Source organism: Flavihumibacter sp. UBA7668 (assembly GCF_002483205.1).
Taxonomy (GTDB): Bacteria; Bacteroidota; Bacteroidia; order Chitinophagales; family Chitinophagaceae; genus Flavihumibacter.
In genome coordinates this window covers 237,260-261,547 of record NZ_DLHM01000004.1, presented here as the reverse complement: position 1 = coordinate 261,547, position 24,288 = coordinate 237,260, and the positions used below count along the sequence as shown (strand labels likewise).

Annotated in this window: 25 protein-coding genes and 1 tRNA gene; 14 read left to right on the top strand and 12 right to left on the bottom strand. The window is 43.1% G+C overall.

The genetic code is table 11. The annotated features are described in order from the left end of the window. Positions 1 to 7: 7 nt before the first annotated feature. Positions 8 to 1,075 (bottom strand): PorV/PorQ family protein, encoded by a 1,068-nt coding sequence (locus B2746_RS09245; RefSeq protein ID WP_290792593.1) that lies wholly within the window; start codon positions 1,073 to 1,075, stop codon positions 8 to 10. A gap of 170 nt (positions 1,076 to 1,245) precedes the next feature. On the opposite strand from B2746_RS09245, the gene tyrS reads away from it, so the two are divergent. The 3 genes from tyrS to B2746_RS09230 are packed head-to-tail and all read left to right on the top strand — an operon-like array spanning position 1,246 to position 4,778. Then, a complete protein-coding gene (gene tyrS, locus B2746_RS09240; protein ID WP_290792590.1) occupies positions 1,246 to 2,529 on the top strand; it encodes a tyrosine--tRNA ligase in 1,284 nt (427 codons plus the stop codon). A gap of 30 nt (positions 2,530 to 2,559) precedes the next feature. Next, on the top strand, positions 2,560 to 3,744 hold the full coding sequence (locus B2746_RS09235; RefSeq protein ID WP_290792588.1) for a parallel beta-helix domain-containing protein: 1,185 nt from the start codon (positions 2,560 to 2,562) through the stop codon (positions 3,742 to 3,744). Next, entirely contained in the window at positions 3,741 to 4,778 is a 1,038-nt protein-coding gene (locus B2746_RS09230; protein WP_290792585.1) for an SO2930 family diheme c-type cytochrome, read from the top strand. The genes B2746_RS09235 and B2746_RS09230 overlap by 4 nt, the downstream gene beginning before the upstream one ends. Here the strand turns inward: B2746_RS09230 and B2746_RS09225 are convergent, their stop codons facing one another. Next, complete coding sequence (locus B2746_RS09225; protein ID WP_290792582.1) at positions 4,779 to 6,080, bottom strand: aminotransferase class V-fold PLP-dependent enzyme; 1,302 nt, start codon at positions 6,078 to 6,080, stop codon at positions 4,779 to 4,781. Between the two features lie 108 nt (positions 6,081 to 6,188). On the opposite strand from B2746_RS09225, the gene B2746_RS09220 reads away from it, so the two are divergent. Then, positions 6,189 to 6,259: transfer RNA gene (locus B2746_RS09220), tRNA-Gln, on the top strand. Positions 6,260 to 6,640: 381 nt separating this feature from the next. Here B2746_RS09220 and B2746_RS09215 read toward each other — a convergent pair. Further along, the gene (locus B2746_RS09215; RefSeq protein ID WP_290792580.1) at positions 6,641 to 7,156 is read right to left on the bottom strand and encodes a hypothetical protein; all 516 of its coding nucleotides are present in this window, start codon (positions 7,154 to 7,156) and stop codon (positions 6,641 to 6,643) included. A gap of 76 nt (positions 7,157 to 7,232) precedes the next feature. On the opposite strand from B2746_RS09215, the gene B2746_RS09210 reads away from it, so the two are divergent. Continuing rightward, entirely contained in the window at positions 7,233 to 7,568 is a 336-nt protein-coding gene (locus B2746_RS09210) for an MmcQ/YjbR family DNA-binding protein (RefSeq protein WP_290792577.1), read from the top strand. A gap of 7 nt (positions 7,569 to 7,575) precedes the next feature. Here B2746_RS09210 and rfbD read toward each other — a convergent pair whose 3' ends face one another. From rfbD to B2746_RS09175, 7 genes are read right to left on the bottom strand one after another with little or no spacing between them, the layout of a single operon-like run. After that, the gene (gene rfbD, locus B2746_RS09205; RefSeq protein WP_290792574.1) at positions 7,576 to 8,463 is read right to left on the bottom strand and encodes a dTDP-4-dehydrorhamnose reductase; all 888 of its coding nucleotides are present in this window, start codon (positions 8,461 to 8,463) and stop codon (positions 7,576 to 7,578) included. Then, positions 8,460 to 9,020 carry a dTDP-4-dehydrorhamnose 3,5-epimerase gene (rfbC, locus tag B2746_RS09200; RefSeq protein ID WP_290792571.1) on the bottom strand — a complete coding sequence of 187 codons (561 nt, stop codon included), beginning with the start codon at positions 9,018 to 9,020 and terminating at the stop codon, positions 8,460 to 8,462. The genes rfbD and rfbC overlap by 4 nt, the downstream gene beginning before the upstream one ends. Next, a complete protein-coding gene (gene rfbB, locus B2746_RS09195) occupies positions 9,020 to 10,081 on the bottom strand; it encodes a dTDP-glucose 4,6-dehydratase (RefSeq protein ID WP_290792568.1) in 1,062 nt (353 codons plus the stop codon). The genes rfbC and rfbB overlap by 1 nt, the downstream gene beginning before the upstream one ends. Beyond that, complete coding sequence (locus B2746_RS09190; protein ID WP_290792565.1) at positions 10,081 to 11,367, bottom strand: nucleotide sugar dehydrogenase; 1,287 nt, start codon at positions 11,365 to 11,367, stop codon at positions 10,081 to 10,083. Before B2746_RS09190 ends, rfbB begins: the two co-directional genes overlap by 1 nt. Beyond that, positions 11,364 to 12,347: a UDP-glucuronic acid decarboxylase family protein gene (locus B2746_RS09185; RefSeq protein ID WP_290792562.1), complete on the bottom strand. Its 984-nt coding sequence runs from the start codon at positions 12,345 to 12,347 to the stop codon at positions 11,364 to 11,366. The genes B2746_RS09190 and B2746_RS09185 overlap by 4 nt, the downstream gene beginning before the upstream one ends. A 7-nt stretch (positions 12,348 to 12,354) precedes the next feature. After that, positions 12,355 to 13,674 carry a UDP-glucose dehydrogenase family protein gene (locus B2746_RS09180; RefSeq protein WP_290792559.1) on the bottom strand — a complete coding sequence of 440 codons (1,320 nt, stop codon included), beginning with the start codon at positions 13,672 to 13,674 and terminating at the stop codon, positions 12,355 to 12,357. Positions 13,675 to 13,689: 15 nt separating this feature from the next. Further along, positions 13,690 to 14,823 (bottom strand): DegT/DnrJ/EryC1/StrS family aminotransferase, encoded by a 1,134-nt coding sequence (locus B2746_RS09175; protein ID WP_290792557.1) that lies wholly within the window; start codon positions 14,821 to 14,823, stop codon positions 13,690 to 13,692. Positions 14,824 to 14,922: 99 nt separating this feature from the next. Here B2746_RS09175 and B2746_RS09170 point away from each other — a divergent pair, with 99 nt between their 5' ends. Then, the gene (locus tag B2746_RS09170) at positions 14,923 to 16,194 is read left to right on the top strand and encodes a 3-deoxy-D-manno-octulosonic acid transferase (RefSeq protein WP_290792555.1); all 1,272 of its coding nucleotides are present in this window, start codon (positions 14,923 to 14,925) and stop codon (positions 16,192 to 16,194) included. Here B2746_RS09170 and B2746_RS09165 read toward each other — a convergent pair. After that, the gene (locus tag B2746_RS09165) at positions 16,161 to 16,904 is read right to left on the bottom strand and encodes a hypothetical protein (RefSeq protein ID WP_290792553.1); all 744 of its coding nucleotides are present in this window, start codon (positions 16,902 to 16,904) and stop codon (positions 16,161 to 16,163) included. The two genes, B2746_RS09170 and B2746_RS09165, sit on opposite strands and share 34 nt — an antisense overlap. A gap of 133 nt (positions 16,905 to 17,037) precedes the next feature. Here B2746_RS09165 and B2746_RS09160 point away from each other — a divergent pair, with 133 nt between their 5' ends. The 5 genes from B2746_RS09160 to B2746_RS09140 all read left to right on the top strand — a co-directional run bounded on the left by B2746_RS09160 (position 17,038) and on the right by B2746_RS09140 (position 20,729). Beyond that, on the top strand, positions 17,038 to 17,607 hold the full coding sequence (locus B2746_RS09160) for a thymidine kinase (protein WP_290792552.1): 570 nt from the start codon (positions 17,038 to 17,040) through the stop codon (positions 17,605 to 17,607). 3 nt (positions 17,608 to 17,610) lie between these two features. Continuing rightward, on the top strand, positions 17,611 to 18,261 hold the full coding sequence (locus tag B2746_RS09155) for a heme exporter protein CcmB (protein ID WP_290792551.1): 651 nt from the start codon (positions 17,611 to 17,613) through the stop codon (positions 18,259 to 18,261). Between the two features lie 81 nt (positions 18,262 to 18,342). Next, the gene (gene ccsA, locus B2746_RS09150; RefSeq protein ID WP_290792550.1) at positions 18,343 to 19,011 is read left to right on the top strand and encodes a cytochrome c biogenesis protein CcsA; all 669 of its coding nucleotides are present in this window, start codon (positions 18,343 to 18,345) and stop codon (positions 19,009 to 19,011) included. Beyond that, positions 19,004 to 19,234, top strand: a complete 231-nt coding sequence (locus B2746_RS09145) for a CcmD family protein (protein WP_290792549.1) — start codon at positions 19,004 to 19,006, stop codon at positions 19,232 to 19,234. Before ccsA ends, B2746_RS09145 begins: the two co-directional genes overlap by 8 nt. A 76-nt stretch (positions 19,235 to 19,310) precedes the next feature. After that, positions 19,311 to 20,729 (top strand): Glu/Leu/Phe/Val family dehydrogenase, encoded by a 1,419-nt coding sequence (locus tag B2746_RS09140; protein ID WP_290792548.1) that lies wholly within the window; start codon positions 19,311 to 19,313, stop codon positions 20,727 to 20,729. 74 nt (positions 20,730 to 20,803) lie between these two features. Here the strand turns inward: B2746_RS09140 and B2746_RS09135 are convergent, their stop codons facing one another. Then, complete coding sequence (locus tag B2746_RS09135) at positions 20,804 to 21,238, bottom strand: type I restriction enzyme HsdR N-terminal domain-containing protein (protein WP_290792547.1); 435 nt, start codon at positions 21,236 to 21,238, stop codon at positions 20,804 to 20,806. Between the two features lie 70 nt (positions 21,239 to 21,308). Here B2746_RS09135 and B2746_RS09130 point away from each other — a divergent pair, with 70 nt between their 5' ends. The 3 genes from B2746_RS09130 to B2746_RS09120 are packed head-to-tail and all read left to right on the top strand — an operon-like array spanning position 21,309 to position 24,222. Beyond that, on the top strand, positions 21,309 to 22,079 hold the full coding sequence (locus B2746_RS09130) for an AMP nucleosidase (protein WP_290792546.1): 771 nt from the start codon (positions 21,309 to 21,311) through the stop codon (positions 22,077 to 22,079). 18 nt (positions 22,080 to 22,097) lie between these two features. Further along, positions 22,098 to 22,493 (top strand): hypothetical protein, encoded by a 396-nt coding sequence (locus B2746_RS09125; RefSeq protein WP_290792545.1) that lies wholly within the window; start codon positions 22,098 to 22,100, stop codon positions 22,491 to 22,493. Between the two features lies 1 nt (position 22,494). After that, positions 22,495 to 24,222: an ABC transporter ATP-binding protein gene (locus B2746_RS09120; RefSeq protein ID WP_290792544.1), complete on the top strand. Its 1,728-nt coding sequence runs from the start codon at positions 22,495 to 22,497 to the stop codon at positions 24,220 to 24,222. Positions 24,223 to 24,288 lie beyond the last annotated feature (66 nt).

Here is a 24,288-nt window from a genome sequence, read left to right as displayed (position 1 = left end):
TAAGCAGTTACTTGTTCTTGTTTTTCTTGACCAGGTCAAGCTTTAATGAAAATACGTGCGTATACAGCGGATTGGACTGGTTGGCGAGATTCGTGAATGCGTAATCAATCATCACATTCTGCAAGCGGAATCCCGCACCCAGAGCTGGTTGATAAATCCATACTTTTTTCCTATAGGTACTATCATTATCATCCAGCGCTTTTTGGAAATTATTTATTCCGGCCCGCACAAAGAATACGTTTTTAACCGATGCTTCCAGCCCAATTTTCGGATCAATACTTACTGCTGATGAACTGATGACGGTATTTCTCCGGCCATCAAACGTGAAATCCAGATTTCCTTCAGCAAGAAGGTTGATGGATTTGCTGAGTTTAAAATTGTAGGAAGCCCCTGCAATCAATTTGGGCGCAGTTAATTCATTGGATTTTACGGGAACATCATTCTGTGTTACATAAAACACTTCCCTCATCTTATCATTGATATTGTAGGTCCATGCATTGAAGGTGGTGGTAACATCCCGGGCAACAAGTCCGGCCTGAAACCGTTTGTTTATATACTGTACCCCTGCATCAAAGCCAAAGCCCCATGCTGTGGCAAAATCACCTGCCTTGCGGTGAATTACTTTTGCATTAAATCCCAGGTTTAGCTTTTTATCTGTTGAACCCTTCATTTTTAATTCCTGCGCATAAGAAAACAGAAAAGCATAATCTGCCGAAGAAAAGGTGGTGATATTATCAAAATTGATGGTACCATCCGGTTCCACCAAAAACACCGTATTGGGAATATCGTCAACAGCAAAACGAAGAACAGAGAGACCAATGGTTCTTTTTCCGTCTTTTAAAGGAATGGCCACATTGGCATAATCGTATTTCCCGATGCCTGCAAAATATTCGGCATGCATGATATTCACCTGTGCCTGCCCTTTTACATGAACCAGCGCAGCAGGATTCCAATAACCTGCTGTTCCGTCAGACACGGAAGCTACCTGGGCAGAACCCATGGCCAGCCCTCTGGCGCCCGCTCCTATATTCAGGAATTCATTGGAATATTTTCGAAACTGTGCTGATAATGCCATAGGCATGATCAAAAGACAACATAAGACTCCTCGGTTTATTCGGTTCATCAGTCAACTTTCAGGATAAGCAAAGATTTCGCTAATGGACTATAACGCCGCCACCCGGGCAATATTGCCTTTCGCCGGCTAATCCGATTGCGTTAGTTTTGTTGCAAATTGCAGCATTTTTTATGAATTTAATAGAAGAATTACGATGGAGAGGCATGTTGCAGGATATCATGCCAGGAACAGAGGAACAATTGAACAAGGAAATGACCGCCGCTTATATTGGTTTTGACCCTACAGCGGATAGTTTGCATATTGGTAGCCTGGTCCCCATTCTTCTTTTAATTCATTTACAAAAGGCTGGACATAAGCCTTTTGCATTGATTGGCGGGGCTACCGGAATGGTTGGAGATCCTTCGTTCAAAGCAGAGGAACGAAAGATGCTGGATGAAGAAACCCTTGCCAGAAACCTCACAGGAATCCGGGCTCAACTGGAGAAATTCCTTGATTTCAACCCGGAACTGGCCAATTCAGCCGAAATCGTCAACAACTACGACTGGTTCAAAGGAATCAGTTTTCTCGACTTTATCCGGGATGTAGGCAAACATATTACGGTTAATTATATGATGTCGAAGGACAGTGTGAAAAAGCGGATTGATGGCGACAGCGGGATCAGTTTTACTGAATTCACCTATCAGCTGATTCAGGGGTACGATTATTACTGGCTAAATAAGAACAAAAACTGTAAACTCCAGATGGGCGGAAGCGACCAGTGGGGGAATATCACAACCGGATCGGAACTAATCCGCAGAATGGGTGGTGGGGAAGCATTTGCTTTTACCTGTCCCCTGCTTACCAAATCAGATGGTGGTAAATTCGGAAAAACAGAAAAAGGAAATGTGTGGCTGGATCCTGGCAAAACCTCGCCTTATCAGTTTTATCAGTTCTGGCTGAATGCCTCCGATGAGGATGCAATAAAATGGATCAAAATATTCACCTTTTTGTCCAGAACCGATATTGAGCAATTAACCGAACAACACCAAAAAGAACCCCATCTTCGCCTTCTTCAGAAAAGATTGGCGGAAGAAATCACATGCCTTGTTCATGGAAAAGAAAACTATGAATTTGCGCTGAAAGCCTCTGAAATTCTCTTTGGGAATGCCACTACAGAGGTATTGCTCAGCTTATCGGAGGAGCAGTTTTTACAGGTAATGGAAGGTGTACCCCAACATGAATTCCCTCTTCAAAAAATCAAAGAAGGAACGGATATTGTGAGCTTCCTTGCCGAAACCGGTATTTTTCCCAGTAAGGGAGAAGCAAGGAAAATGGTTGCCAGCGGAGGCATCAGTTTGAATAAAGAAAAAATCGCCGGTATTGAAACTAAACCAGAGGAAGCCCAACTCTTACACCATCGTTTTTATCTGATTCAAAAAGGAAGAAGAAATTACTTCCTCGTAAAGGCCGTCTGATTTTCGTAAATTAGGGAAGAAGCTGCCAGTATGAAAAAGACTTCCCTTTTGTTTATCCTGAGCCTGCTTGCAATAGCGGCCTCCGCCCAACAGGATATTCAACGAAAATTGCAAACTCAATTAATTGAAGTTGAGAATAATGGAATCGTCCTTTTGCCGGAGGGAACGTACTTCCTGACAGGCACCCTTTCGATGGATGGAAAACAAGGCGTAACCATTCGTGGAAAAGGAAGGGATAAAACCATACTGAATTTTGCCAATCAGATTTCCGGAGCCGAAGGAATTAAAATCACCAATGGTTCCAATATCCGTCTGGAAAACCTGACAGTTCAAAATACCAAAGGGGATGCAATTAAAACCCAACTGGTTGATGGAATTCATTTTCTGCAAGTTAAAACTGAATGGACCCGGGGAGCCAACTCATCTAATGGCGGTTATGGAATCTATCCGGTCCAATGTCAGCGAGTGCTGATCGATAGCTGTTATGCACGCGGTGCCAGTGATGCCGGCATCTATGTAGGCCAATCCCATCATATCATTGTCCGAAATTCGATTGCCACAGAAAATGTGGCCGGTATTGAAATTGAAAATTCACTTTACGCTGAAGTACATAACAACGAAGCATTTAATAATACGGGTGGTATTCTGGTGTTCGATTTGCCTGATCTGATTGTAAAAAAAGGAGGATTTACCAAATTATACAACAATCAGGTGTATGAAAACAATCATGTCAATTTTGCTCCAAAAGGAAATATTGTGGGAAAGGTGCCGCCGGGAACCGGCATCATGGTTCTGGCTGCCAATAATGTGGATATATATGAAAACCGAATCAGCAATAATCGAACGGCAGGAACGGTTGTAGTCAGTTATTATATAACTGAAAACCCTATAAATGACAGCACCTATTACCCGTATCCATCCAACATTTATATCCATGGCAATGTATATGAACGAAAAAAACAACGGGCAACCATGAAAGGGCGTATGGGAAAACTATTTCGGTTTAAACTAAGGTTCGGAAAAAATGTGCCGCATATCATTTATGATGGTATTCATGATGAAAAAGCGGTTACTCCAAATCAGCTTTGCATTCAGAATAATCAGGGAGAAAGTTTTGCCAATATTGATGCAGCCAATGGATTCAAGAAAATCAGCAGAGACATGAAAGGATATAATTGTGCTCTGAATATTCCCGTTACTATCAATTTGCAATGAAAAAAGGTAGTATCATACTGCTGCTTTTAGCCTGCATCTTTCTGATGAGTCATCTTCAGACATCTAGAGAATCTGTAACAAAACAAAAACTATCCGAATACGGATTTTTTGATGGACCTATAGCTCAGCTCAAGCCTGCTGCGGGGGTTATACCGTATGAGTTGAATAGCTCACTATTCAGCAATTATGCAGAGAAGATTCGGTTTATGGTTTTACCTCCCGGTAAAGCTGCAGTTTATCAGGCCAAAAAACCATTTGATTTACCTTTAGGTACTGTTTTAGTTAAGAATTTTTATTATCCTGTTGATTTCAGGCAACCTGATAAAGGTAGATACCTGATTGAAACAAGGTTATTGATTCATGAAGAAACAGGCTGGAATGCACTGCCGTATATCTGGAATGCAGATCAAACTGAAGCATACTATGACGTAGCAGGTGATACCCGAACAATCGGATACATTGATTCAAAAGGGAAAAAAAGAACAACGCACTATGCCATCCCCAATAAAAATCAGTGCAAGGGCTGTCATACCAATGGAAAAGAATTTCTGCCAATTGGAATCAGTGCAAGGCATTTGAATAAAACCGTTCATTCGGAATCCAATTCAGCCAATCAGCTACTTATCTGGGCTGAAAATGGATGGTTAAAAAACCTGCCGGATTCCGGCGTGCCTGCCAATGCCAATTGGGAGGATGAAAGCAGTTCAATTGATCAGCGGGCCCGGGCTTATCTGGATATAAACTGTGGACATTGCCACAGTGTAACCGGACCAGCGAATACATCGGGGTTATACCTTGATATGTTCAATCAGGATCCTACGGCCTTAGGTATTCATAAAACACCGGTTGCTGCTGGCAGAGGATCCGGAAATTTCTCCTATGCAATAGTTCCCGGGAAACCGGAAAAATCCATTCTTGTTTACCGGATGAATACGATTGATCCGGGCATTGCAATGCCGGAATTGGGAAGAGAACAAATTCATAAAGAAGGTGTAGCACTGATCAGTGAATGGATCAAACAAATGAAGCCCTGATCAAACTCCTGACTTCACAAATTCGCGGATTCCTTTTACCAGAAGATCCAATTGTTTTGTTGTGGTATATACATGCGGTGTGATTCGCACTCCTTTTATATTTTCCCACTCAATTCCAACTGTATGAATTTTAAATTTATTGAACAGGAATTGATCCAGGTCTGCTGGCTTGCGATATTTGACCCCTACTAATCCAATAGCACAGCCAAATCCAGGCTGTAAGGAGGTGCCGATTTCAACCCCGGACAGATCCTTCACCTGTTCCATCCAATAATTTTTAAGATAGTGCAGGCGTTTTTCTTTTCTCTCTGCGCCAATCATTTCCTGAAATTCGATGGCTTTTCCGATTGCCTGTTCAATAAAAAACGGACGGGTTCCCAGGTTCTCAAATTTGCGAATATTGGTTTCCTGTCCGGCTGGTGCACCAAATAGCGGATACAACTTTTCGATCTTTTCTTTTTTGACAAAGAGAAAACCGGTACCAATACAGGCACTCAGCCATTTGTGTAAACTTGTTCCAAAATAATCAGCCCCAAGCTCCTTTAGTTGAAATTGAAAATGCGCAAAACTATGGGCACCATCTACCAGCACTTCTATTCCCCTATCATGTGCAGCATCTGCAATTTTCCGAACCGGAAGAATCTGTCCATTCCAGTTGATGATATGGGTGATATGAACGATCCGGGTTTTTGTTGTAAATGCGCTGGAGTATTGTTGAATCAGGTAAGCAGTATCCTCTGATGGCAGTTCAAGATTCACCCAAACCAGTTTGATGCCGTCTCTTTTTTCCCGTTGTTTCCAGGCATTGATCATATTGGGGTAATCCTGCTTAGATAGCACCACTTCATCGCCGGCTTTCAATGGAAGGCCGAAAATAACTGTCTCCAGAGCTTCAGAAGCATTGCGCTGGATGGCCAGTTCCTCGGGATGGCAACCTGCTAATCGGGCAAGATTTGCCCTTAGCGGTTCTCTTCCCTGATCCAGAATCCGCCACATAAAATAACTGGGACCTTCATTACTCAGGTCCTGGAATCGTTTCATGGCTTCCTGTACTACCCTGGGAGAGGGACTAACACCGCCATTGTTGAGGTTAATTATAGAGGGAGAAACCGTATATGCCTGCTGAATGCTATACCAGAAATCTTCTTCCGAGGCCAGTTTGTCAGCATCAAAACTGCTGTAGTCAGCCAGACTACGTTCCAATTGGCGACTCCAGGCAGGGAGGGCGGTACCGGCTAAGAGCGCACCAAAACCGGCAGTTGACAGGGTTTGCAGAAAGCTTCTGCGGTTGGGTGATAACATATATGGAAATTAATGAATTAGGTGATTTTAGGCCATATTCAGATTTTCTCAATTTTTTTTGGCAGAAATGGCCACACCCTTTATTTTTGCACTCCCATTGAGGTAGGATGGCCTATAGTATAATGGTAGTACGACAGATTTTGGTTCTGTTTGTCTTGGTTCGAATCCAGGTAGGCCAACAAAAAAAGACGATCAGCAGGTTGCTGACCGTCTTTTTTTATTTTTAGGATTATCCGACATCCTATCCATTTTTATAGTAAAAACCTGGTCGCCGATTTTTGCTGAAAAAATCCTGTTATATGATTGCTGGCTCCGGTGCAGGTCAGGCACAAGTGCGGTACAAGTCCGGGATAAGTCCGGGGATGCTGGGGCAATCATCCACTGTTCTCCTTATATTTCCGGTTAGAAACTAATAAAAGGCAACTCATCTGCCCAAGCCGGGCTGAGAAGGAATTTAAAACAGAAAGAGAGGGCAACTAAAACTTGGTGCAAAAGGACGATCAGCTGGTTGGTGATCGTCCTTTTTTTATTTTGGACTTTCTCTATTTTCCTTATATTAATTACCTTACCCGTTTCGCCACAAACTGACCCTCCGTGATTTCTACGACATCATTTTCTTCGAAACTTTTTGTCAGGTAATTGCCAGTGAAATGGCCACTAATGGAATCATCGGTGATAGAAGTGATGGTAATTGTATACTTTGATTCTTCGCGTCCGTCTATATCACCCATGAGGTAAAGGTCGGATTCAAGTGCATTTTCTGCGTAGATTATTGGTATGAAATAGTCATCGCTATTATAAACACCCGTGCCTAAAACCGGACCATCTACCTGGATGGAAAGATTAATCTGACCTTTGCCATTTTCCGTATAACCGACAATTCCCAAATTGGTTTTTGAATCATCAATGAGATCAGGCCCCAGCTCACCAAGTGCATATGACCAGGTAATCCAGGTGCCATTCTTTTTAAATTTCACGTAATATTTAGAATCCGTTGCTGCTTCCTTTTTACAGGATGAAAATACGATTGTGAACAGGACAAGGGCCAGTGTAAAAATTCTTGTTAGTTTTATCATAGTAAGATTTAGTCATTTTGAAGAAAATTTGTTACTTCCGTACCTAAACGTCAAAGTCAGTTTTATTATTATCACTATGAACATCGAATCCTTCCGCCAATATTGCCTGAGTTTTCCTGATGTTACAGAGGAGTTTCCATTCGGCCCTGAAACCCTGGTGTATAAAGTAAAAGGGAAATTGTTTGCGCTAACGGATCTTGATCTTTTTGAAAGCATCAATTTAAAATGTGATCCGGATGAAGCAATAGAATTAAGAGAGCGATATCCTGCCGTTCAACCCGGTTACCATATGAATAAAAAACATTGGAATACGGTGGTGATGGATCATTCCATTCCGGATCGGCTAATTAAAGAATGGATCGCTAATTCCTACGCATTAGTTAGAGCGAGTTTACCAAAATCTCAACGTTGAATAACACTTAAGCAAGGTATTGCTGCAATTTCAGCAGACAGGTATCCAGGCTTTCTTTCCAGGGATAAATGGCAATATTAAATGCATGCTGAATTTTATCGGTGGCCATCAAACTAAAAGCCGGACGTTTAGCAGGAGTTGGATACGAGGAGGAAGGAATTGGTAACACATTACAGGTACTGCCAATTTTATCGCGGATAGCCAGGGCAAAATCGTACCAGCTGATTTTGCCTTCATTGCAGTAGTGGTATATTCCACTGGCAATAGTTGTATTACCCGAAGCCTCTATTTGATCCACTATCTGAAGAATTGCTTTTGCCAAATCACCTGCATAGGTAGGTGCGCCTATCTGGTCATTTACCACCTTTAATTCTGTACGCTCATACATGAGGCGCATCATGGTTTTTACAAAATTATTGCCATAGGAAGAGTAGACCCAGGAAGTGCGAATTATAATAGAAGAAGCAGCTTCCTTTACTGCCAACTCCTCTCCTTTCAATTTGGATAAGCCATACTGGTTGATGGGATTAACCGGAGCATCTTCTCCTAAAGGAAGAGCACTGCTTCCATCAAATACATAATCAGTTGAAATATGAATAAGCTGTGTTCCATATTGATTGCACAAAGCAGCAATCACCCCTACTGCAATTCCATTTATCTGCATGGATTTTTCCGGCTCTGTTTCTGCTTTATCAACAGCAGTATAGGCTGCACAGTTAATACAATAATCCGGTTTATGAGCAGCAAAAAACGATACCATCTTTGCTTCATCATCCAGTGGAAAGCTATCGCGATCAGTAAAAACAAATTCAAACCGATCCTGATAGAGAATGGATAATTCCTGCAATTCAGACCCTACCTGACCATTGGCGCCGGTTACCAGAATTTTTTTCATGATTCCAGTTGAAATTCATGATTAATTGCGGAAAAAACAGGGAGCACTTTGTCTTTATCGGATATTAACATGGCATCCGCCGGAACCTTCCAGTCAATTGCCAAAGCCGGATCACTGTAGAGTACTCCACCCTCCGCATCTTTTTTATAAAATGAATCACATTTATACAGTACTTCTGCTGTTTCACTCAATACTGAATAACCATGCGCAAAGCCCTTTGGCACCAGCAACTGTTTTTTATTTTCAGCACTCAGTTCAATGCTGAATACCTTTCCGAAAGTTGGAGAGTTTTTCCTGCAATCTACCACCACATCAAGGATCGTTCCTTCCAAAGCACGGATCAGTTTGGTTTGAGCAAAAGGTGCTAATTGATAGTGCAATCCTCTTACAACACCATAACCGGATCTTGCCTGATTATCCTGTATAAATTGATAATGAATATTGGCTGCTGTAAAGACAGCCGCATTGTAGGACTCAAAAAAATATCCCCTATGATCACCAAAAACCTTGGGCTCATAAATCAACAACCCGGGAAATCCGGTTTCTGTAAATGCCATCAGGATCTTTGTTCGTATTGTTCTTGATAATATTGTTGGTAATTGCCACTGGTAACATGCTCCACCCATTCACTGTTATTCAGGTACCAGTCCACCGTTTTTTCCAACCCTTCCTCAAACTGGAGGGATGGCTTCCATCCCAATTCTTTATTAAGTTTGGTGGCATCAATGGCATAGCGTAAATCATGCCCGGGCCGATCCGTTACATAGGTAATCAGCTCAGCCGATTCGCCTTCTTTCCTGTTTAATTTTTTATCCATGATAGAACAAAGCAGGTGCACCAGATCAATATTCTTCCATTCATTAAAGCCGCCAACATTGTACTTTTCCCCCTCTTTCCCTTTGTGAAAAATAAGGTCGATTGCTTTGGCATGATCTTCTACCCATAGCCAGTCCCGAACATTTTCGCCCTTGCCATAAACAGGAAGGGGTTTTTTATTCAGGATATTATTAATCATCAACGGAATCAATTTCTCCGGAAAATGGTGTGACCCATAATTATTGGAACAGTTACTCATTACCACGGGGAAATGATACGTATGGTAATAGGCCATTACAAAATGATCCGACGCTGCTTTGGAAGCAGAATAGGGTGACCGTGGATCATAGGCAGTTTCTTCTGTAAAAAATCCTTCTTCACCCAATGAACCATAGACTTCATCTGTAGAAACATGATAAAAACGTTTTCCCGAAAAAGCATTGGCCCAGGCTTTTCTTGCCACATTCAATAAATTGGCTGTACCCAGCACATTGGTCTTTACAAACTGTAAAGGATCCGAAATACTGCGATCCACATGACTTTCAGCAGCCAGGTGAATGACACCGTCAAAAGCATAGCGGGCAAAAAGTTCCTGCATCGCCGGTTCATCGGTAATATCACCTTTTTCAAATTGGTAATTAGGTGCAGCTTCAATATCCTTCAGGTTTTCCAGATTGCCTGCATAGGTAAGCGCATCCAGATTTACGATTCTGTATTGTGGGTACTTATTTACAAACAACCGCACTACATGTGATCCGATAAATCCGGCTCCGCCCGTTATTAAAATAGTTGATGTTGTCATTACAAACTCCAATAGGTTCTTGAGGTGATCTTATTTTTATAAATACCTTTTAAATCAACAATCACACCATGTTCACGGGTAATGGATGAAAAATAGGCATCATCGTGTCCTTTGTACTGATCATGCGGTACGGTAATAATTACGGCATCATACTCTTTTCCGTCCTGCCGGGTTAACTGCAGACCATATTCTTCCTTTACTTCTCCACTTTCTGCATAAGGATCTTCTACATCCACATGAATATTAAATGCCAGTAATTCTTCGACCGTATCTACAATTTTTGAGTTTCTGATATCGCTTACATTCTCTTTAAAGGTCACTCCTTTTACAAGTACACGCGGATTGTCAGAGTTCCGAAGAACATATTTAATAATTTTTCTTGCCAGGTATTTGGCCATATCATCATTGATAAATCGGCTCGCGGCAATTACCCTTGACTGATACCCGAGAGAAGCAGCCTTATGGGTCAGGTAATAGGGATCAACACCAATGCAATGTCCGCCTACCAGACCGGGTTGAAATTTCAGAAAATTCCATTTTGTTCCTGCTGCTTCAATTACATCATAGGTATTGATACCCATCCGATCAAAAATCAGGGAGAGTTCATTCATCAGGGCGATGTTCATATCGCGTTGGGTATTCTCAACGATTTTACTTGCCTCTGCTACTTTTATGGAAGGTGCGCGATGCACACCGGCATCCACCACCAACTCATAGGTTCGGGCTATTTCCTCAGCTGCTTCCGCATCACTACCAGAAGCTACTTTAATTACGGTACGAAGGGTGTTTTTCTTATCACCCGGATTGATTCGCTCCGGTGAATAACCGAGTTTAAAATCCTTCCCCAATTCCAGTCCGGATATTTTTTCCAGTACTGGTAAACAATCTTCTTCTGTGCAACCAGGATAGGTGGTTGATTCATACACCACATAATCGCCGCTCTTCAACACTTTACCAACTGTGGTAGAGGCACCAATCAGGGGTTTTAAATCAGGGACATTGTATTTATCAACAGGCGTTGGTACTGCTACAATAAAAAATCGGGCTGTTTTCAACAACTCCAGGTCATCTGTAAAAATAATATCCCGGTTCTTAAATTCATCCGGACCTACTTCCTTACTCGGATCAATATTATTGCGCATCATATCCACTCTTCGTGCATTGATATCGAATCCGATTACGGACAATATTTTGGCAAATTCCAAAGCGAGCGGAAGGCCTACATAACCGAGGCCGATCACGGCAAGTTTGGCTTTTTTGTCAACCAGGTCCTGGTGAATAGTCATTTATTTACGATTTTAAATTCTTTGGGTTGTTTAAACAACTCTTCATGCGGAAGTGATTTAAAGTACTCATATGTAATTTTCACTCCTTCTGATCTGTTTACACGTGGCGACCAGCCAAGGATCTCTTTTGCTTTGGAAATATCCGGCTTGCGTTGCCTGGGATCATCTGCTGGCAGCGGACGGTAAACAATTTTCTGACTGGTTCCTGTTAGCTTGATAATTTCTTCTGCGAATTCTTTCAGGGTGATTTCATCCGGGTTACCAATATTGACCGGATTTGCATAGTCACTCATAAGAAGGCGATAAATGCCTTCAATCAGATCATCCACATAACAGAAAGACCTGGTTTGAGATCCGTCTCCAAATACAGTCAGGTCCTCTCCTCTTAAAGCCTGGCCGATAAATGCAGGTAATGCACGACCATCATTGAGGCGCATACGCGGACCATAGGTATTGAATATGCGGATAATCCTTGTTTCTACCTGGTGATAGGTATGATAGGCCATCGTGATGGATTCCATGAAACGTTTGGCTTCATCATAAACACCTCTTGGTCCAACCGGATTCACATTGCCCCAATACTCTTCTGTCTGTGGATGAACCAGCGGATCACCGTATACTTCAGAGGTTGACGCAACCAGAATCCTTGCTCCTTTGGCTTTTGCCAGACCCAGGCAATTATGGGTACCAAGGGCGCCCACCTTAAGGGTCTGAATAGGGATTTTCAGGTAATCAATCGGGCTTGCAGGGGAAGCAAAATGTAAAATATAATCCAGGTTACCCGGCACATGAATGAATTTACTTACATCATGATGGTAAAATTCAAACTGTTCCAGCTTGAAAAGATGTTCAATATTCTTCAGATCACCGGTGATCAGGTTATCCATTCCAACTACCTGAAAACCTTCTTTTATAAAACGATCACAGAGATGAGAACCCAAAAAACCTGCTGCACCTGTAATCAATACTCTTTTTTGCATGAAGGGTTTATTTTGAATTGGAAACAGTTTTACGGCCTATGCTTTCATAATGAAAACCAAGTTCAGCAATTGCTTTGGTATCAAATAAATTCCTGCCGTCAAATATTACTTTTGATTTCATGCGGGTTACCATTTTGAGGAAATCAGGCGTTCTGAACTCATTCCATTCGGTGGCAATCAATAAAGCATCTGCATCCTGCAGGGCATCGTATTGATTCTCTGCATAACGTATTTTATCACCCAGTAATTGTTTGACATTCCGGATAGCTTCCGGATCAAATGCCGTGATGGATGCTCCCTGCTCCAATAGCGATTCAATCATATACAATGCCGGTGCTTCCCTGATATCATCTGTATTGGGCTTGAATGCCAGTCCCCATAAGGCAAACTGTTTGCCTTTGAGATTGCCCCCAAAATAGCGACTGATTTTAGGTAAGAGATGTGTTTTCTGTTTTTCATTCACATCCATTACTGCATTGAGAATTTTAAAATCATAGTCTGCCTGAGAGGAAGATTGAACCAGTGCCTGAACATCTTTCGGAAAACAACTTCCACCATAACCAATTCCAGGAAATAGAAAACGTTTTCCAATCCGGTCGTCACTACCGATTCCAAGGCGCACCATATCCACATCTGCTCCAAGTCGCTCGCAGAGTTGGGCGATTTCATTCATGAAAGAGATCTTGGTAGCAAGGAATGAATTCGCCGCATATTTGGTAAGCTCTGCTGAACGTTCATCCATATAAATAACCGGATTACCCGATCTTACAAAAGGAGCATATAAATCTCCCATTAATTTTCTGGCGCGATCAGAACTAACACCTATAACTACCCGATCCGGTTTCATAAAATCATCCACCGCTACCCCTTCCCGCAGGAATTCAGGGTTGGAAACCACATCAAATTCACCCGCATAATTTTTAGCAACTGCAGCTCTGACCTTGTCAGCGGTTCCTACCGGCACAGTGCTTTTATCTACCAACACTTTATAATCAGTCAGGAGCTTTCCAATTTCTTCGGAAACACCCAGCACGAAACGAAGGTCTGCAGCTCCATCCGCACCCGGAGGAGTAGGTAATGCAAGGAATATAATAGCAGCATCTTTTATTCCATCCGCCAGGCTGGTTGTAAAACTAAGCCGGCCTTCTTTCAGATTCCGTAGGAAGAGTTTCTCCAAACCTGGTTCATAAATAGTGATTTCTCCATTAGCTAAGCGATCAACTTTGGACTGGTCAATATCAACACAGATCACTTCATTTCCTGTTTCTGCAAAACAGGTACCGGTAACCAACCCAACATATCCGGTTCCAACTACTGTAATTTTCATGAGGATTTATCTAGTTTAATTATTATTTACATATTCTAAAACCTGTGTACTGATATAGTTCAATTGTTCCTGATCCAGTTCTGTATGCATGGGTAATGAAATCACCCGTTCGGTTAACCAGTCGGTAATTTTCAACTTATTTTCACCGCTTCCGAATGCTGCAAACATTTGCTGCCGGTGTGCCGGTACCGGATAATAAATCATGGATGGAATTTGTTTATCTGCCAGGAACTGGTGTAAGCCATCGCGGTTAACCCCTTCCAGAATCAGTGTGTACTGGTGAAAGACATGTTTATTATTGGAATCGCGGTATGGGGTGGTGATTTTATTATTAGCGGCAAAGGCCTGATCATAAAAATCTGCAGCCTTTCTCCTGGCGTCTATGTAGGCATCAAGTTTAGGCAATTTTACATTCAGAACGGCGGCCTGTATACTGTCAAGTCTGCTATTGCAGCCAACAATCTCATGGTAGTAACGGATTTTTTGTCCGTGGTTGGCGATCATTTTCATTTTCGCAGCCAGTTCATCATCATTGGTACAAATCGCTCCGCCATCGCCATAACAGCCCAGGTTTTTGGAAGGGAAAAAGGAAGTACATCCAATGGTTCCGATGGTGCCTGTTTTTTGGGTACGACCATCTTTATAATAATAATCGCTACCAATTGCCTGTGCATTGTCTTCAATTACTGCAATTCCGTGTTTATTGGCAATTGCCATGATTTCTTCCATATTCGCAGCCTGTCCATATAAATGAACAGGAACAATGGCTTTTGTTTTGGGTGTAATGGATTTTTCAATGGCAGCAGGATCTATACAGAATGTTTTTGCATCCACTTCAACAAATACCGGTTGCAGTCGTAAAAGTGCTACCACTTCAGTTGTTGCGATATAGGTAAAGGAGGGTGTGATAACTTCATCTCCCGGTTGCAGGTCCAGTGCCATCATGGCAATTTGAAGGGCATCGGTACCATTAGCACAGGGGATCACATGTTTCACCTGCAGGTAGTTGGCCAGTGCCTGACTGAAATCCTGCACTGCTTTGCCATTTATAAAAGCAACGGAATCCAGCACTTCATGAATGGCGGTATCAACTTCCGCTTTAATTTGCTGATATTGCTGCTTTAAGTCAACCATTTGTATTGGACGCATAGATCACCCTCCTCTTTTTAAAATGGGCACAAAAATAGCAAAATATAGGTTGGCTGGAACTTTGAATTTAGCTTTGCTTCACATTAACCACTTGATTCAGTGAGTCTTTTACTTTACAATCTATTTCTGCTGTTATATGGCCGGGCCCTTCGGCTGGCTGCCTTCTGGAACCCCAAAGCCAAAAAATGGGTAAAGGGAAGGACTGACTGGCAGCAGCGCTTAAAACAGCAATTGGAACCCGACCCGCGTCCGCTTGTATGGATGCACTGTGCTTCTCTGGGAGAATTTGAGCAGGGGCGTCCTATTTTGGAATGGATTCGTGCAAAGTATTCCGGGTACCGGGTTGCACTGAGTTTTTTCTCGCCTTCGGGTTATGAAATCCGAAAGAATTATGCCGGAGCAGATCTGGTCTGTTATTTGCCAATGGATGGAGCCCGGAATGCAAAAATTTTCATTGAAACCCTTTCTCCGGACCTTGTAATCTGGGTTCGGTATGAATTCTGGTATTACTACCTTACTACACTTTTAAAAAAAAATATACCGGTTCTGCTGATTGCCGGGCGCTTTAGAAAATCGCAACCCTTTTTTCATCGGTTTGGGCACTTGCACCGGCATATGCTGACCTGTTTTCAGCAGTTGTTTGTACAGGATCAGGACTCCCGCGATTTGTTGAGTGGCATTGGAATTTCCCGGGTAACAGTAGCAGGCGATACGCGGTATGATCGGGTATCAGCCATCGCGGAAAAATTTGTTCCGGTTGATGGGGTGGCTGAATTTGTGGGTAATCACCCGGTATTGGTTTGCGGAAGCACCTGGCCGGAAGACGAGGAAGAGCTGGACCATTTTGCCAATCATCGGCAGGATCTCCGGTTCATAATTGCTCCGCATGAAATTGAAGAGGCACATCTGGTCGAAATTGAAGAACTCTTTAAACATACGGTCCGGTACTCCCTTTGGCAAAATCAGTTCGGAAAGGGTGCTGAAAAGCCGGAAACGACCGCGAATGTCCTGATTATTGACAATATCGGCATGTTATCCCGCCTCTACAAGTATGGAACTATTGCCTATGTGGGTGGTGGTTTTGGGGATGATGGACTGCATAATATTCTGGAAGCCGCGGTTTATGGAATTCCAGTGATACACGGACCCGTTTATGATCGTTTTCCGGAAGCTACCCGGTTAATTGAGGCAGGAGGCGGTTTTGGGGTCGAAAATGCGTTGGAACTGGAAGAATTGCTGAATCATTTATTGACAGATCCTGCTGCACTGGCTGTTGCATCGGAAGCTGCCCGGCAATTTGTTGCCCGGCAAAGAGGAGCCAGTTCAACTATCCAAACTTATTTGGAGGAGAATCGTCTTCTTACTAATTGACAGAAATGGCGAACGGTGTCTTTTGAATCATCCCAGGCCAGTTTGAGCTTTAATTCGCGTTCAATCCAGTATTCGGCTTCTTGCAGGATATTAAAGGAATTGATGGTTTTGATGCTTCGTTCATACATGACCTCATCTCCCCGGAATAATTCCTGAACAAATACAAAACGGTCATTGATTCCGATGGCTTTTTTAAGGTCGCGTACCGGTTCACGGGTAAGCACTTCCGCTATTTCAATGGAAGCCTGTTTGAGTTTATCATTTAAAGAACCTCCGTTTAGTTGCTGGCTCATTACATCATTCAGTTCCCGGATTTCCTTCTGATGTGCGAGGGTAGGAATTTCCTGCATCAGTGAATGCAGCCAGTCGGTTGGCATGGTGGTTTCCTGAACAGGGGCTGCAATTTCAATGGGAGCTGCCGCTTCGATGGGAATTACCGGATCAACCGGCTTGGTTTCCAATTTTGGCTGGAATTGCGTTTCGTTAGTAATAACTGGCTCGGAGGATGGTACCGGCTGTTTCTGAACGGTATTATTTCCGGTTGGCAGTACAACTGCTACTTTTGAATTTCCATTTCGGACAATGGAAGACGAAGCCTGTTCCTGAATGGCAGCCTGTAACAATTGGGCTGTACGCAGTAAGGCAGCTGCATCTGCCTCCTGATCCAGTTGTTCCTGAAGCTTATTAATCAGTGCTCTAACTCTTTCCATTTGATATGGTACTTTTGGGTTAGTATTGAGATTCATAAAGTTATTAAAATAAAACCGGAACTATAACATCTGCTTTCAAAGGTTCTGTTAACCTTGTTAAGTAGATTTTGTTCCTTACCAATTCGATCATATCGTGTTTATAGAACCTACTTTAAATGGCGGCCGAAGGGGATGGATTGAAGTTATCTGTGGTTCCATGTTTTCCGGAAAAACAGAGGAACTGATCCGTCGATTGAAACGTGCCCGGATTGCAAATTTGAAAGTTGAAATATTCAAACCTGCAATTGATGTCCGGTACGATGAAGTTCAGATCGTATCCCACGATGAAAATGCCATTTTATCCACTCCCATTGACAACTCTCAAACCATTTTGCTGATGGCCTCCAATGTGGATGTTGTCGGAATTGATGAGGCTCAGTTTTTTGATGATCAGTTACCCGTGGTTTGCGATCAGCTGGCGCGCCAGGGAATCCGGGTCATCATTGCCGGCCTCGATATGGATTACCTTGGAAAACCATTTGGGCAGATGCCCTTTCTGCTGGCCAAGGCAGATTATATCACCAAGTTGCATGCCATATGTGTTAAATGTGGAAATATTGCCTCTTTTAGTTATAGAAAGATCCCGTTGAACAGCCAGGTATTGCTCGGCGAAAAGGAAACCTATGAGCCGCGCTGCCGATCCTGTTACGATGAAAAATCATGATACATGAAAGCAGTTATTGCATTATTTAGAAAAGACCTTCTGCTTGAATTCCGCCAGCAGTATACGTTCTATGGAATTATCCTGTATGTGGCCAGTACTATTTTTGTATTGTATCTGGCCATGGGTCAACCGGAAGACCAGGTATGGAATGGCCTCTTCTGGATGATTCAATTATTTGTTTGCGTAAATGCAGTGGCCAAAAGTTTTTTACAGGAAAGCCGGGGACGGTTGCTATATTTCTATTCCATTGCCGGTGCGCGGGATTTCATTTTGTCCAAATTACTGTTTAATGTGTTGCTGATGGCGCTCTTAAGTCTGGTTTCATGGGTGCTGTTTGGATTATTATTAGGCAATCCCGTTCAAAACGGAATCCGGTTTATGGGGGTGGCCATTTTTGGGGGACTTGGGTTAAGCCTGGTTTTTACCTTTTTATCTGCCATCGCTGCCCGTGCCCAGCAGAATGCTGCTTTGATGGCAATTTTGGGATTCCCGTTAATTATTCCTCAAATTTTATTGATGATGAAACTGGCCAATACCGCTTTCAGCCAGGTTATTCAGGATAGTTTGGGTATGATCTTTCTACTGCTTGCCGGACTGGACCTGCTGGTGGTAGCGCTTGCCATCATCCTTTTCCCCTTTCTCTGGAAGGACTAACCTTTTTAACACCCGTCGGGTGCAGGGGTTACTTTGCCCCTTCTTGCAATTCCCCTAATTTTGCGGCACTTATAAGATAGTATGCGATTAGCCTGGTGGAAAATTCTTTGTATCGTGCAGCTACTGATCATTTCAGTAGCGGGGTTTATAGGGGATGTACCCGCCAAACCCATCCTGAATGAAACGATTCGTAATTATTATTTCCATGTTCCCATGTGGTTTGGGATGATGATTTTTTTCATTGTATCGGTTATTTATTCCGTCAAGTACCTGCGAAGCGGTAAACTGGAACATGATATTGTGGCGGTGGAATATGCCAATGTGGGCTTATTGTTCTGCATATTGGGATTAACAACCGGCATGATCTGGGCGAATTATACCTGGGGAAAACCCTGGAGCAATGACCCTAAACAGATCGGGGCTGCGATAGCGTTCCTGATTTATTTCGCATATCTGGTGTTGAGGAATTCCATGATAGACCCGGATAAGCGGGCTAAAATCGGGGCTGTCTATAATATTTTCGCATTTGCAATGCTCTTTCCAACCATCTGGATCATTCCCCGGTTATTGGAGAGTCTGCATCCAGGCGGTATGGGAAACCCGGCCTTAAATCCGGGTGATGTAGACAGCCGGATGCGTTACCTGTTTTATTTTATAGCATTTCCAGGCTGGGCGATACTGGGCGTATGGGTAGCAACCCTTTGTATCCGACTGAAAAAATTGGAAGAAAAAAAACTACAACATGCGTAATAAAAAATGGCCGGGACTCCTTGCCGGTCTGCTATTGGCAGGAATTTCCCTTTTTTCACAAACTCCGATGACCGGAGATGAACCGGTTCAGATGGCCGATGCCCTGCATGCCAATGGTAAAATTTATGCAGTGGTGGCCGTGGTATTCACTATTGTAATTGGGATAGTAGTGTATTTAATCCGGCTGGATAGAAAAATAAGCCGGCTGGAAAAAGAAGCCTGAGTTTTATCCGTTATAGGTTCGTATCCCTTCAGCGATTGCGTAAACACATATAAAAACACATTCAAAAACGAACAACATGTCTGGACATCAAGAGTACAGCTTCTTTGGAGCAGTAGAGAAGAGCTTTGACAAGGCAGCCAAGTTCACGAACTGGGATCCGGGAATCCTTGAACAAATCAAACAATGTAATTCTGTTTACCGGATGCATTTTCCGGTTAAGATCGGCGATCAGATTGAGGTAATCAAAGCCTATCGCGTGCAGCACTCCCATCACAAAACACCCTGTAAGGGAGGGATTCGTTTTGCTACAGCGGTGAACCTCGATGAGGTTATGGCATTGGCGGCACTTATGACCTATAAGTGTGCTATCGTAAACGTTCCGTTTGGAGGAGCCAAGGGCGGGATCTCCATCGATCCAAAAAAATACACGGCTTATGAGCTGGAAAAAATTACCCGGCGCTATACCCATGAGCTGATTAAGAAAAATTTTATTGGTCCGGGTACCGATGTTCCGGCACCTGATTATGGAACCGGAGAGCGGGAAATGGCCTGGATTCTGGATACGTACATGAGTATGAAACCAGGTGAAGTGGATGCACTTGGTTGTGTAACTGGCAAACCTGTTACGCAGGGTGGTGTACGTGGACGTCGGGAAGCAACCGGGCTGGGTGTATTTTATGGCATCCGGGAAGTTTGTAATATGACGGATGTAATGCAGCGGTTGGGACTGGATCTTGGAATTGAAGGAAAGACCGTGGTAATCCAGGGATTGGGCAATGTGGGCTATCATGCATCCAAATTTTTCCGGGAAGGTGGAGCCAAAGTAATTGCCATTGCAGAATATGAAGGAGCCATTATGAATCCGGATGGGCTGAATGAAGAAGAAGTATTTGAGCATAGAAAGAAAACAGGGTCTATTTTAAATTTCCCGGGCGCGTTGAATCTTGCTCAATCCAATGATGCGTTGGAACTGGATTGTGAAATTCTGATTCCGGCTGCTCTGGAAAATGTAATCAATGGTGAAAATGCGCCTCGTATCAAGGCTCGTGTTATTGGGGAGGCGGCTAATGGTCCGCTTACGCCGGAGGCAGATGAGGTGTTTGCAGCCAAAGGAACATTGGTTGTTCCCGACATGTACCTGAATGCTGGTGGGGTAACCGTTTCCTATTTCGAGTGGTTGAAAAACCTGAGCCATGTGCGCTATGGCCGATTGGAAAAGCGGTTCACGGAAAATCAGAATAAGAATATTCTGAATCAGATTGAAAACCTGACCGGAAAGAAAGTGGCTGATAACCATAAAATCATGATTGAACATGGTCCGGATGAAGTGGATCTGGTTTATTCCGGATTGGAAGAAACCATGATTAGTGCGACCCGCGAAATCATGGATTGCTGGAAGAGAAATCCATCCATTCCTGATATGCGTACAGCTGCGTATGTGGTAGCCATCAATAAAGTTGCAACCAGTTACGAGGAACTCGGGATTTTTCCATAAGGTTAGGTGTCAGACAGGTGTTCTAACACCTGTCTGACACCTCTCTAACATCGTTCTAACACCTGTCTGACGTTTTAAAACGAAGGCAATTCATCAAGGGGCAGTAATTTTCCATTGGAGCGGTGATAGGCATAACATTCCGTACCATTTGTTATAACGAGGTAGGAAACCGGTATCGCCATATTGTATCGAAGAATCTGATGAAGAACCGATTCAGACAAACTAATTTCCATCGCTTTACATTCAACCATCAGCCAGGGTTGGTGAAGCCGATCATAGACCAACAGATCAAAGCGCTTATTCAATTCCCCTAATTTCATGGTTTTTTCCACAGCAATGTAGGCGACAGGGTATTGCCTTACAGCAATGAGGTAGTGCAGAAAATGTTGCCGCACCCATTCTTCAGGAGTAAGCACCAGCCATTTTTTCCGAATCGAATCAAAGACCCAACGCTGGCCTTTTTCCTCTTTCCATTTCAATGAATTATCGGGGTACTCAATGCTGATCATTTCCCAAAGCTATGATTCGAAAATCGTATATTGCCAAAATTGAGTTTTTTGAACGGAAAATTTTGCAGCCATGAAAACAAAAGATGAAATCGTGCAAAACTGGTTGCCGCGCTATACCGGACAGCCGCTTGAGAAATTCGGAAAATATATCCTGTTAACCAATTTCAGCAATTATGTGGACTGGTTTGCCAAATGGCATAAAGCAGAGGTGGTTGGAATCGGAAAACCCATGCAATGTGCCACTGCGGAAGATATCACCATTATTAATTTCGGGATGGGGAGTCCAACAGCTGCAACCGTAATGGATCTGCTGACAGCAATCGAACCCAAAGCTGTTTTATTCCTTGGCAAATGCGGCGGATTAAAAAAGCGAAATAAAGTAGGCGATTTAATCCTGCCGATCGCTGCCATACGGGGTGAAGGAACCTCGAATGATTATTTCCCTCCTGAAGTTCCGGCTCTGCCAGCATTCGCTTTGCAAAAAGCAGTGTCTACCACCATTCGGGATTATGGGGTTGATTATTGGACCGGCACTGTTTATACAACCAACCGAAGGGTTTGGGAACATGATGAAACATTTAAAGAATACCTGCAGAAAATCCGGGCATATGCCATTGACATGGAAACTGCCACCATCTTTTCTGTTGGATTTTATAACAAAATTCCTACAGGCGCATTGCTGCTGGTTAGTGATTCTCCCATGATTCCGGAAGGTGTTAAAACAGAAGAAAGCGATAAAAAAGTGACCACCGAATTTGTTGAACGACATATCCGTATCGGGATTGATTCACTCAGGCAATTGATCAACGACGGACTAACCGTGAAGCACCTGCGCTTTTAAAATATGTAAAGCAGTCGAATGAAATGCTATTTTTATTTATTGATGGGGTTTGGTATTGCCGGAATCAATTCCTGTAAAACTGCTTCAAAAGCTGACAATACAAGTCCGCTTGTCGGAAAATTGGTTATCAGTGAAATTTGCAGTCATCTTGTAGTGTCTGTAGAGTCGGGTAACATCAGTCCGGATAAATTAACGGCCAGTTTCAGAGATGAAAAACGTGCAACCAGTTTCAACAATGTATTCACCATTGCAAACACCTGCAACTTTGAAAAAACCGGCATAAAAGAAGGGGATCGTTTTTATTTTGAAATAATACCCAATAAGGTACAGGAAGAATGCATGGTATGCATGGCTTATTACCCTTCACCGGAAGCAAAACTTTCCATAACCAGGATTAAAAAAATTAACCGGTAAGATGGCTGCACCGCTACCCTTGCTGGAAGTTCGAAATCTGACGGTAGGATTCAATCAGCAGAATGAAATCCGGACAGCCCTCCATGGAATTTCATTTCACATCAACAGAGGAGAAATTGTTGCGGTTGTGGGTGAATCGGGATCTGGCAAATCTGTCAGTTCTCTTTCCATTCTTCAACTCTTACCTGAGAAAACTACCCGTTACCAGTCAGGTGAAATAATATTCAGCAAAAACGGGCTGCATGCAGACAATTTGCTAACTCTTGCTGAGCCTGATCTTCGCCAAATCAGAGGAAAGGATATTTCCATGATTTTTCAGGAACCTATGTCGGCATTGAATCCTGTTTTTACCTGCGGCAATCAGGTAATGGAAGCGATTCGCACACATACCAAATGCAGCAGAACAGAAGCCAAAAATAAAGTAATTGAACTCTTCAAACAGGTTCGTTTGCCAGACCCCGTACATGTTCTGAAAAAATTTCCGCATCAACTAAGCGGAGGGCAAAAACAGCGGGTTATGATCGCGATGGCACTCTCCTGCCAGCCATCTCTCCTGATTGCGGATGAACCAACAACGGCATTGGATGTAACGGTGCAGAAAAGCATATTGGAACTACTAACCAACCTGCAGGCACAAACGAATATGGGATTGTTGTTTATTACACATGATCTCGGACTGGTTCGTGATTTCGCAGATCGGGTAATCGTATTGTATAAAGGGGAAATTGTAGAAACCGGAACCTGTGAATCCCTATTTTCAAATCCGCAACATCCCTATACAAAAGCACTTCTTGCCTGCAGACCAATTCTCTATAAAAAAGGTCAGGTGTTACCGGTGGTGGATGATTTTTTATCAACAACACCAAAAGCAGCACTCGTCAGCAACCGGCTACACGAAACATCGCCTGATAACATGCCTGTTGAAAAACAGGTAATCATGCAGGTAAAATCCTTAAAAATCTGGTATCCGAAACGGGCTCCACTATTTGGGAAAGCGGTTGAATTCACAAAGGCGGTTGATGACCTCAGTGTCGAAATTTATAAAGGAGAAACACTTGGTATTGTGGGTGAATCCGGATGTGGCAAAACAAGTTTTGGCCGTGCATTATTGCAATTGATTCCGATTACGGATGGCACTATAACATTGGAAGGAAAAGACCTGACCAAACTTCCCAAAAAGGACTGGAGGCAGCTGCGGAAAGATATTCAGTTGGTTTTTCAGGATCCTTATGGATCCCTTAATCCAAGAATTACGATTGGGGAAGCGATTAGGGAAACCCTGCAGGTGCATCAACCGGAAATGAAGGCATCCAGGCAAAAAGAGAAAGTGATTGAGTTATTGGAACGGGTACATCTGCTACCGGAACATTACCATCGTTACCCGCATGCATTCAGTGGCGGACAAAGACAGCGGATTGGGATTGCCCGCGCCCTGGCACTGGAACCCCGGTTTATAGTTTTTGATGAAAGTGTCAGCGCATTGGATGTTAGTGTTCAGGCCCAGGTATTAAACCTGATCAATGAATTGAAAGCCGGATTTGGTTTCACTGCGGTATTTATCACCCATGACCTTGCGGTGGTTCAATATATCAGTGATCGGATCCTGGTAATGGAAAGCGGAAAAATTGCAGAAATAGGTGAAACTGAGCAGGTTATAAACCATCCTTTATCTCCGGTAACCCGGCAATTACTGGCGGCCATACCTGGCCAGGGAAATTGGTTGGATTGATAATAAAATCCTACCTTTGCACCCATTTAAACATCATGCCGTAACATGATAACAAATCCGGAGCCG

Excerpts from the sequence above, each read along its gene's own strand:
- B2746_RS09245 (WP_290792593.1), bottom strand. The coding sequence starts at position 1,075 with ATGGCATTATCAGCACAGTTTCGAAAATATTCCAATGAATTCCTGAAT.
- tyrS (WP_290792590.1), top strand. The coding sequence starts at position 1,246 with ATGAATTTAATAGAAGAATTACGATGGAGAGGCATGTTGCAGGATATC.
- B2746_RS09235 (WP_290792588.1), top strand. The coding sequence starts at position 2,560 with ATGAAAAAGACTTCCCTTTTGTTTATCCTGAGCCTGCTTGCAATAGCG.
- B2746_RS09230 (WP_290792585.1), top strand. The coding sequence starts at position 3,741 with ATGAAAAAAGGTAGTATCATACTGCTGCTTTTAGCCTGCATCTTTCTG.
- B2746_RS09225 (WP_290792582.1), bottom strand. The coding sequence starts at position 6,080 with ATGTTATCACCCAACCGCAGAAGCTTTCTGCAAACCCTGTCAACTGCC.
- B2746_RS09215 (WP_290792580.1), bottom strand. The coding sequence starts at position 7,156 with ATGATAAAACTAACAAGAATTTTTACACTGGCCCTTGTCCTGTTCACA.
- B2746_RS09210 (WP_290792577.1), top strand. The coding sequence starts at position 7,233 with ATGAACATCGAATCCTTCCGCCAATATTGCCTGAGTTTTCCTGATGTT.
- rfbD (WP_290792574.1), bottom strand. The coding sequence starts at position 8,463 with ATGAAAAAAATTCTGGTAACCGGCGCCAATGGTCAGGTAGGGTCTGAA.
- rfbC (WP_290792571.1), bottom strand. The coding sequence starts at position 9,020 with ATGGCATTTACAGAAACCGGATTTCCCGGGTTGTTGATTTATGAGCCC.
- rfbB (WP_290792568.1), bottom strand. The coding sequence starts at position 10,081 with ATGACAACATCAACTATTTTAATAACGGGCGGAGCCGGATTTATCGGA.
- B2746_RS09190 (WP_290792565.1), bottom strand. The coding sequence starts at position 11,367 with ATGACTATTCACCAGGACCTGGTTGACAAAAAAGCCAAACTTGCCGTG.
- B2746_RS09185 (WP_290792562.1), bottom strand. The coding sequence starts at position 12,347 with ATGCAAAAAAGAGTATTGATTACAGGTGCAGCAGGTTTTTTGGGTTCT.
- B2746_RS09180 (WP_290792559.1), bottom strand. The coding sequence starts at position 13,674 with ATGAAAATTACAGTAGTTGGAACCGGATATGTTGGGTTGGTTACCGGT.
- B2746_RS09175 (WP_290792557.1), bottom strand. The coding sequence starts at position 14,823 with ATGCGTCCAATACAAATGGTTGACTTAAAGCAGCAATATCAGCAAATT.
- B2746_RS09165 (WP_290792553.1), bottom strand. The coding sequence starts at position 16,904 with ATGGAAAGAGTTAGAGCACTGATTAATAAGCTTCAGGAACAACTGGAT.
- B2746_RS09155 (WP_290792551.1), top strand. The coding sequence starts at position 17,611 with ATGAAAGCAGTTATTGCATTATTTAGAAAAGACCTTCTGCTTGAATTC.
- ccsA (WP_290792550.1), top strand. The coding sequence starts at position 18,343 with ATGCGATTAGCCTGGTGGAAAATTCTTTGTATCGTGCAGCTACTGATC.
- B2746_RS09145 (WP_290792549.1), top strand. The coding sequence starts at position 19,004 with ATGCGTAATAAAAAATGGCCGGGACTCCTTGCCGGTCTGCTATTGGCA.
- B2746_RS09140 (WP_290792548.1), top strand. The coding sequence starts at position 19,311 with ATGTCTGGACATCAAGAGTACAGCTTCTTTGGAGCAGTAGAGAAGAGC.
- B2746_RS09135 (WP_290792547.1), bottom strand. The coding sequence starts at position 21,238 with ATGATCAGCATTGAGTACCCCGATAATTCATTGAAATGGAAAGAGGAA.
- B2746_RS09130 (WP_290792546.1), top strand. The coding sequence starts at position 21,309 with ATGAAAACAAAAGATGAAATCGTGCAAAACTGGTTGCCGCGCTATACC.
- B2746_RS09125 (WP_290792545.1), top strand. The coding sequence starts at position 22,098 with ATGAAATGCTATTTTTATTTATTGATGGGGTTTGGTATTGCCGGAATC.
- B2746_RS09120 (WP_290792544.1), top strand. The coding sequence starts at position 22,495 with ATGGCTGCACCGCTACCCTTGCTGGAAGTTCGAAATCTGACGGTAGGA.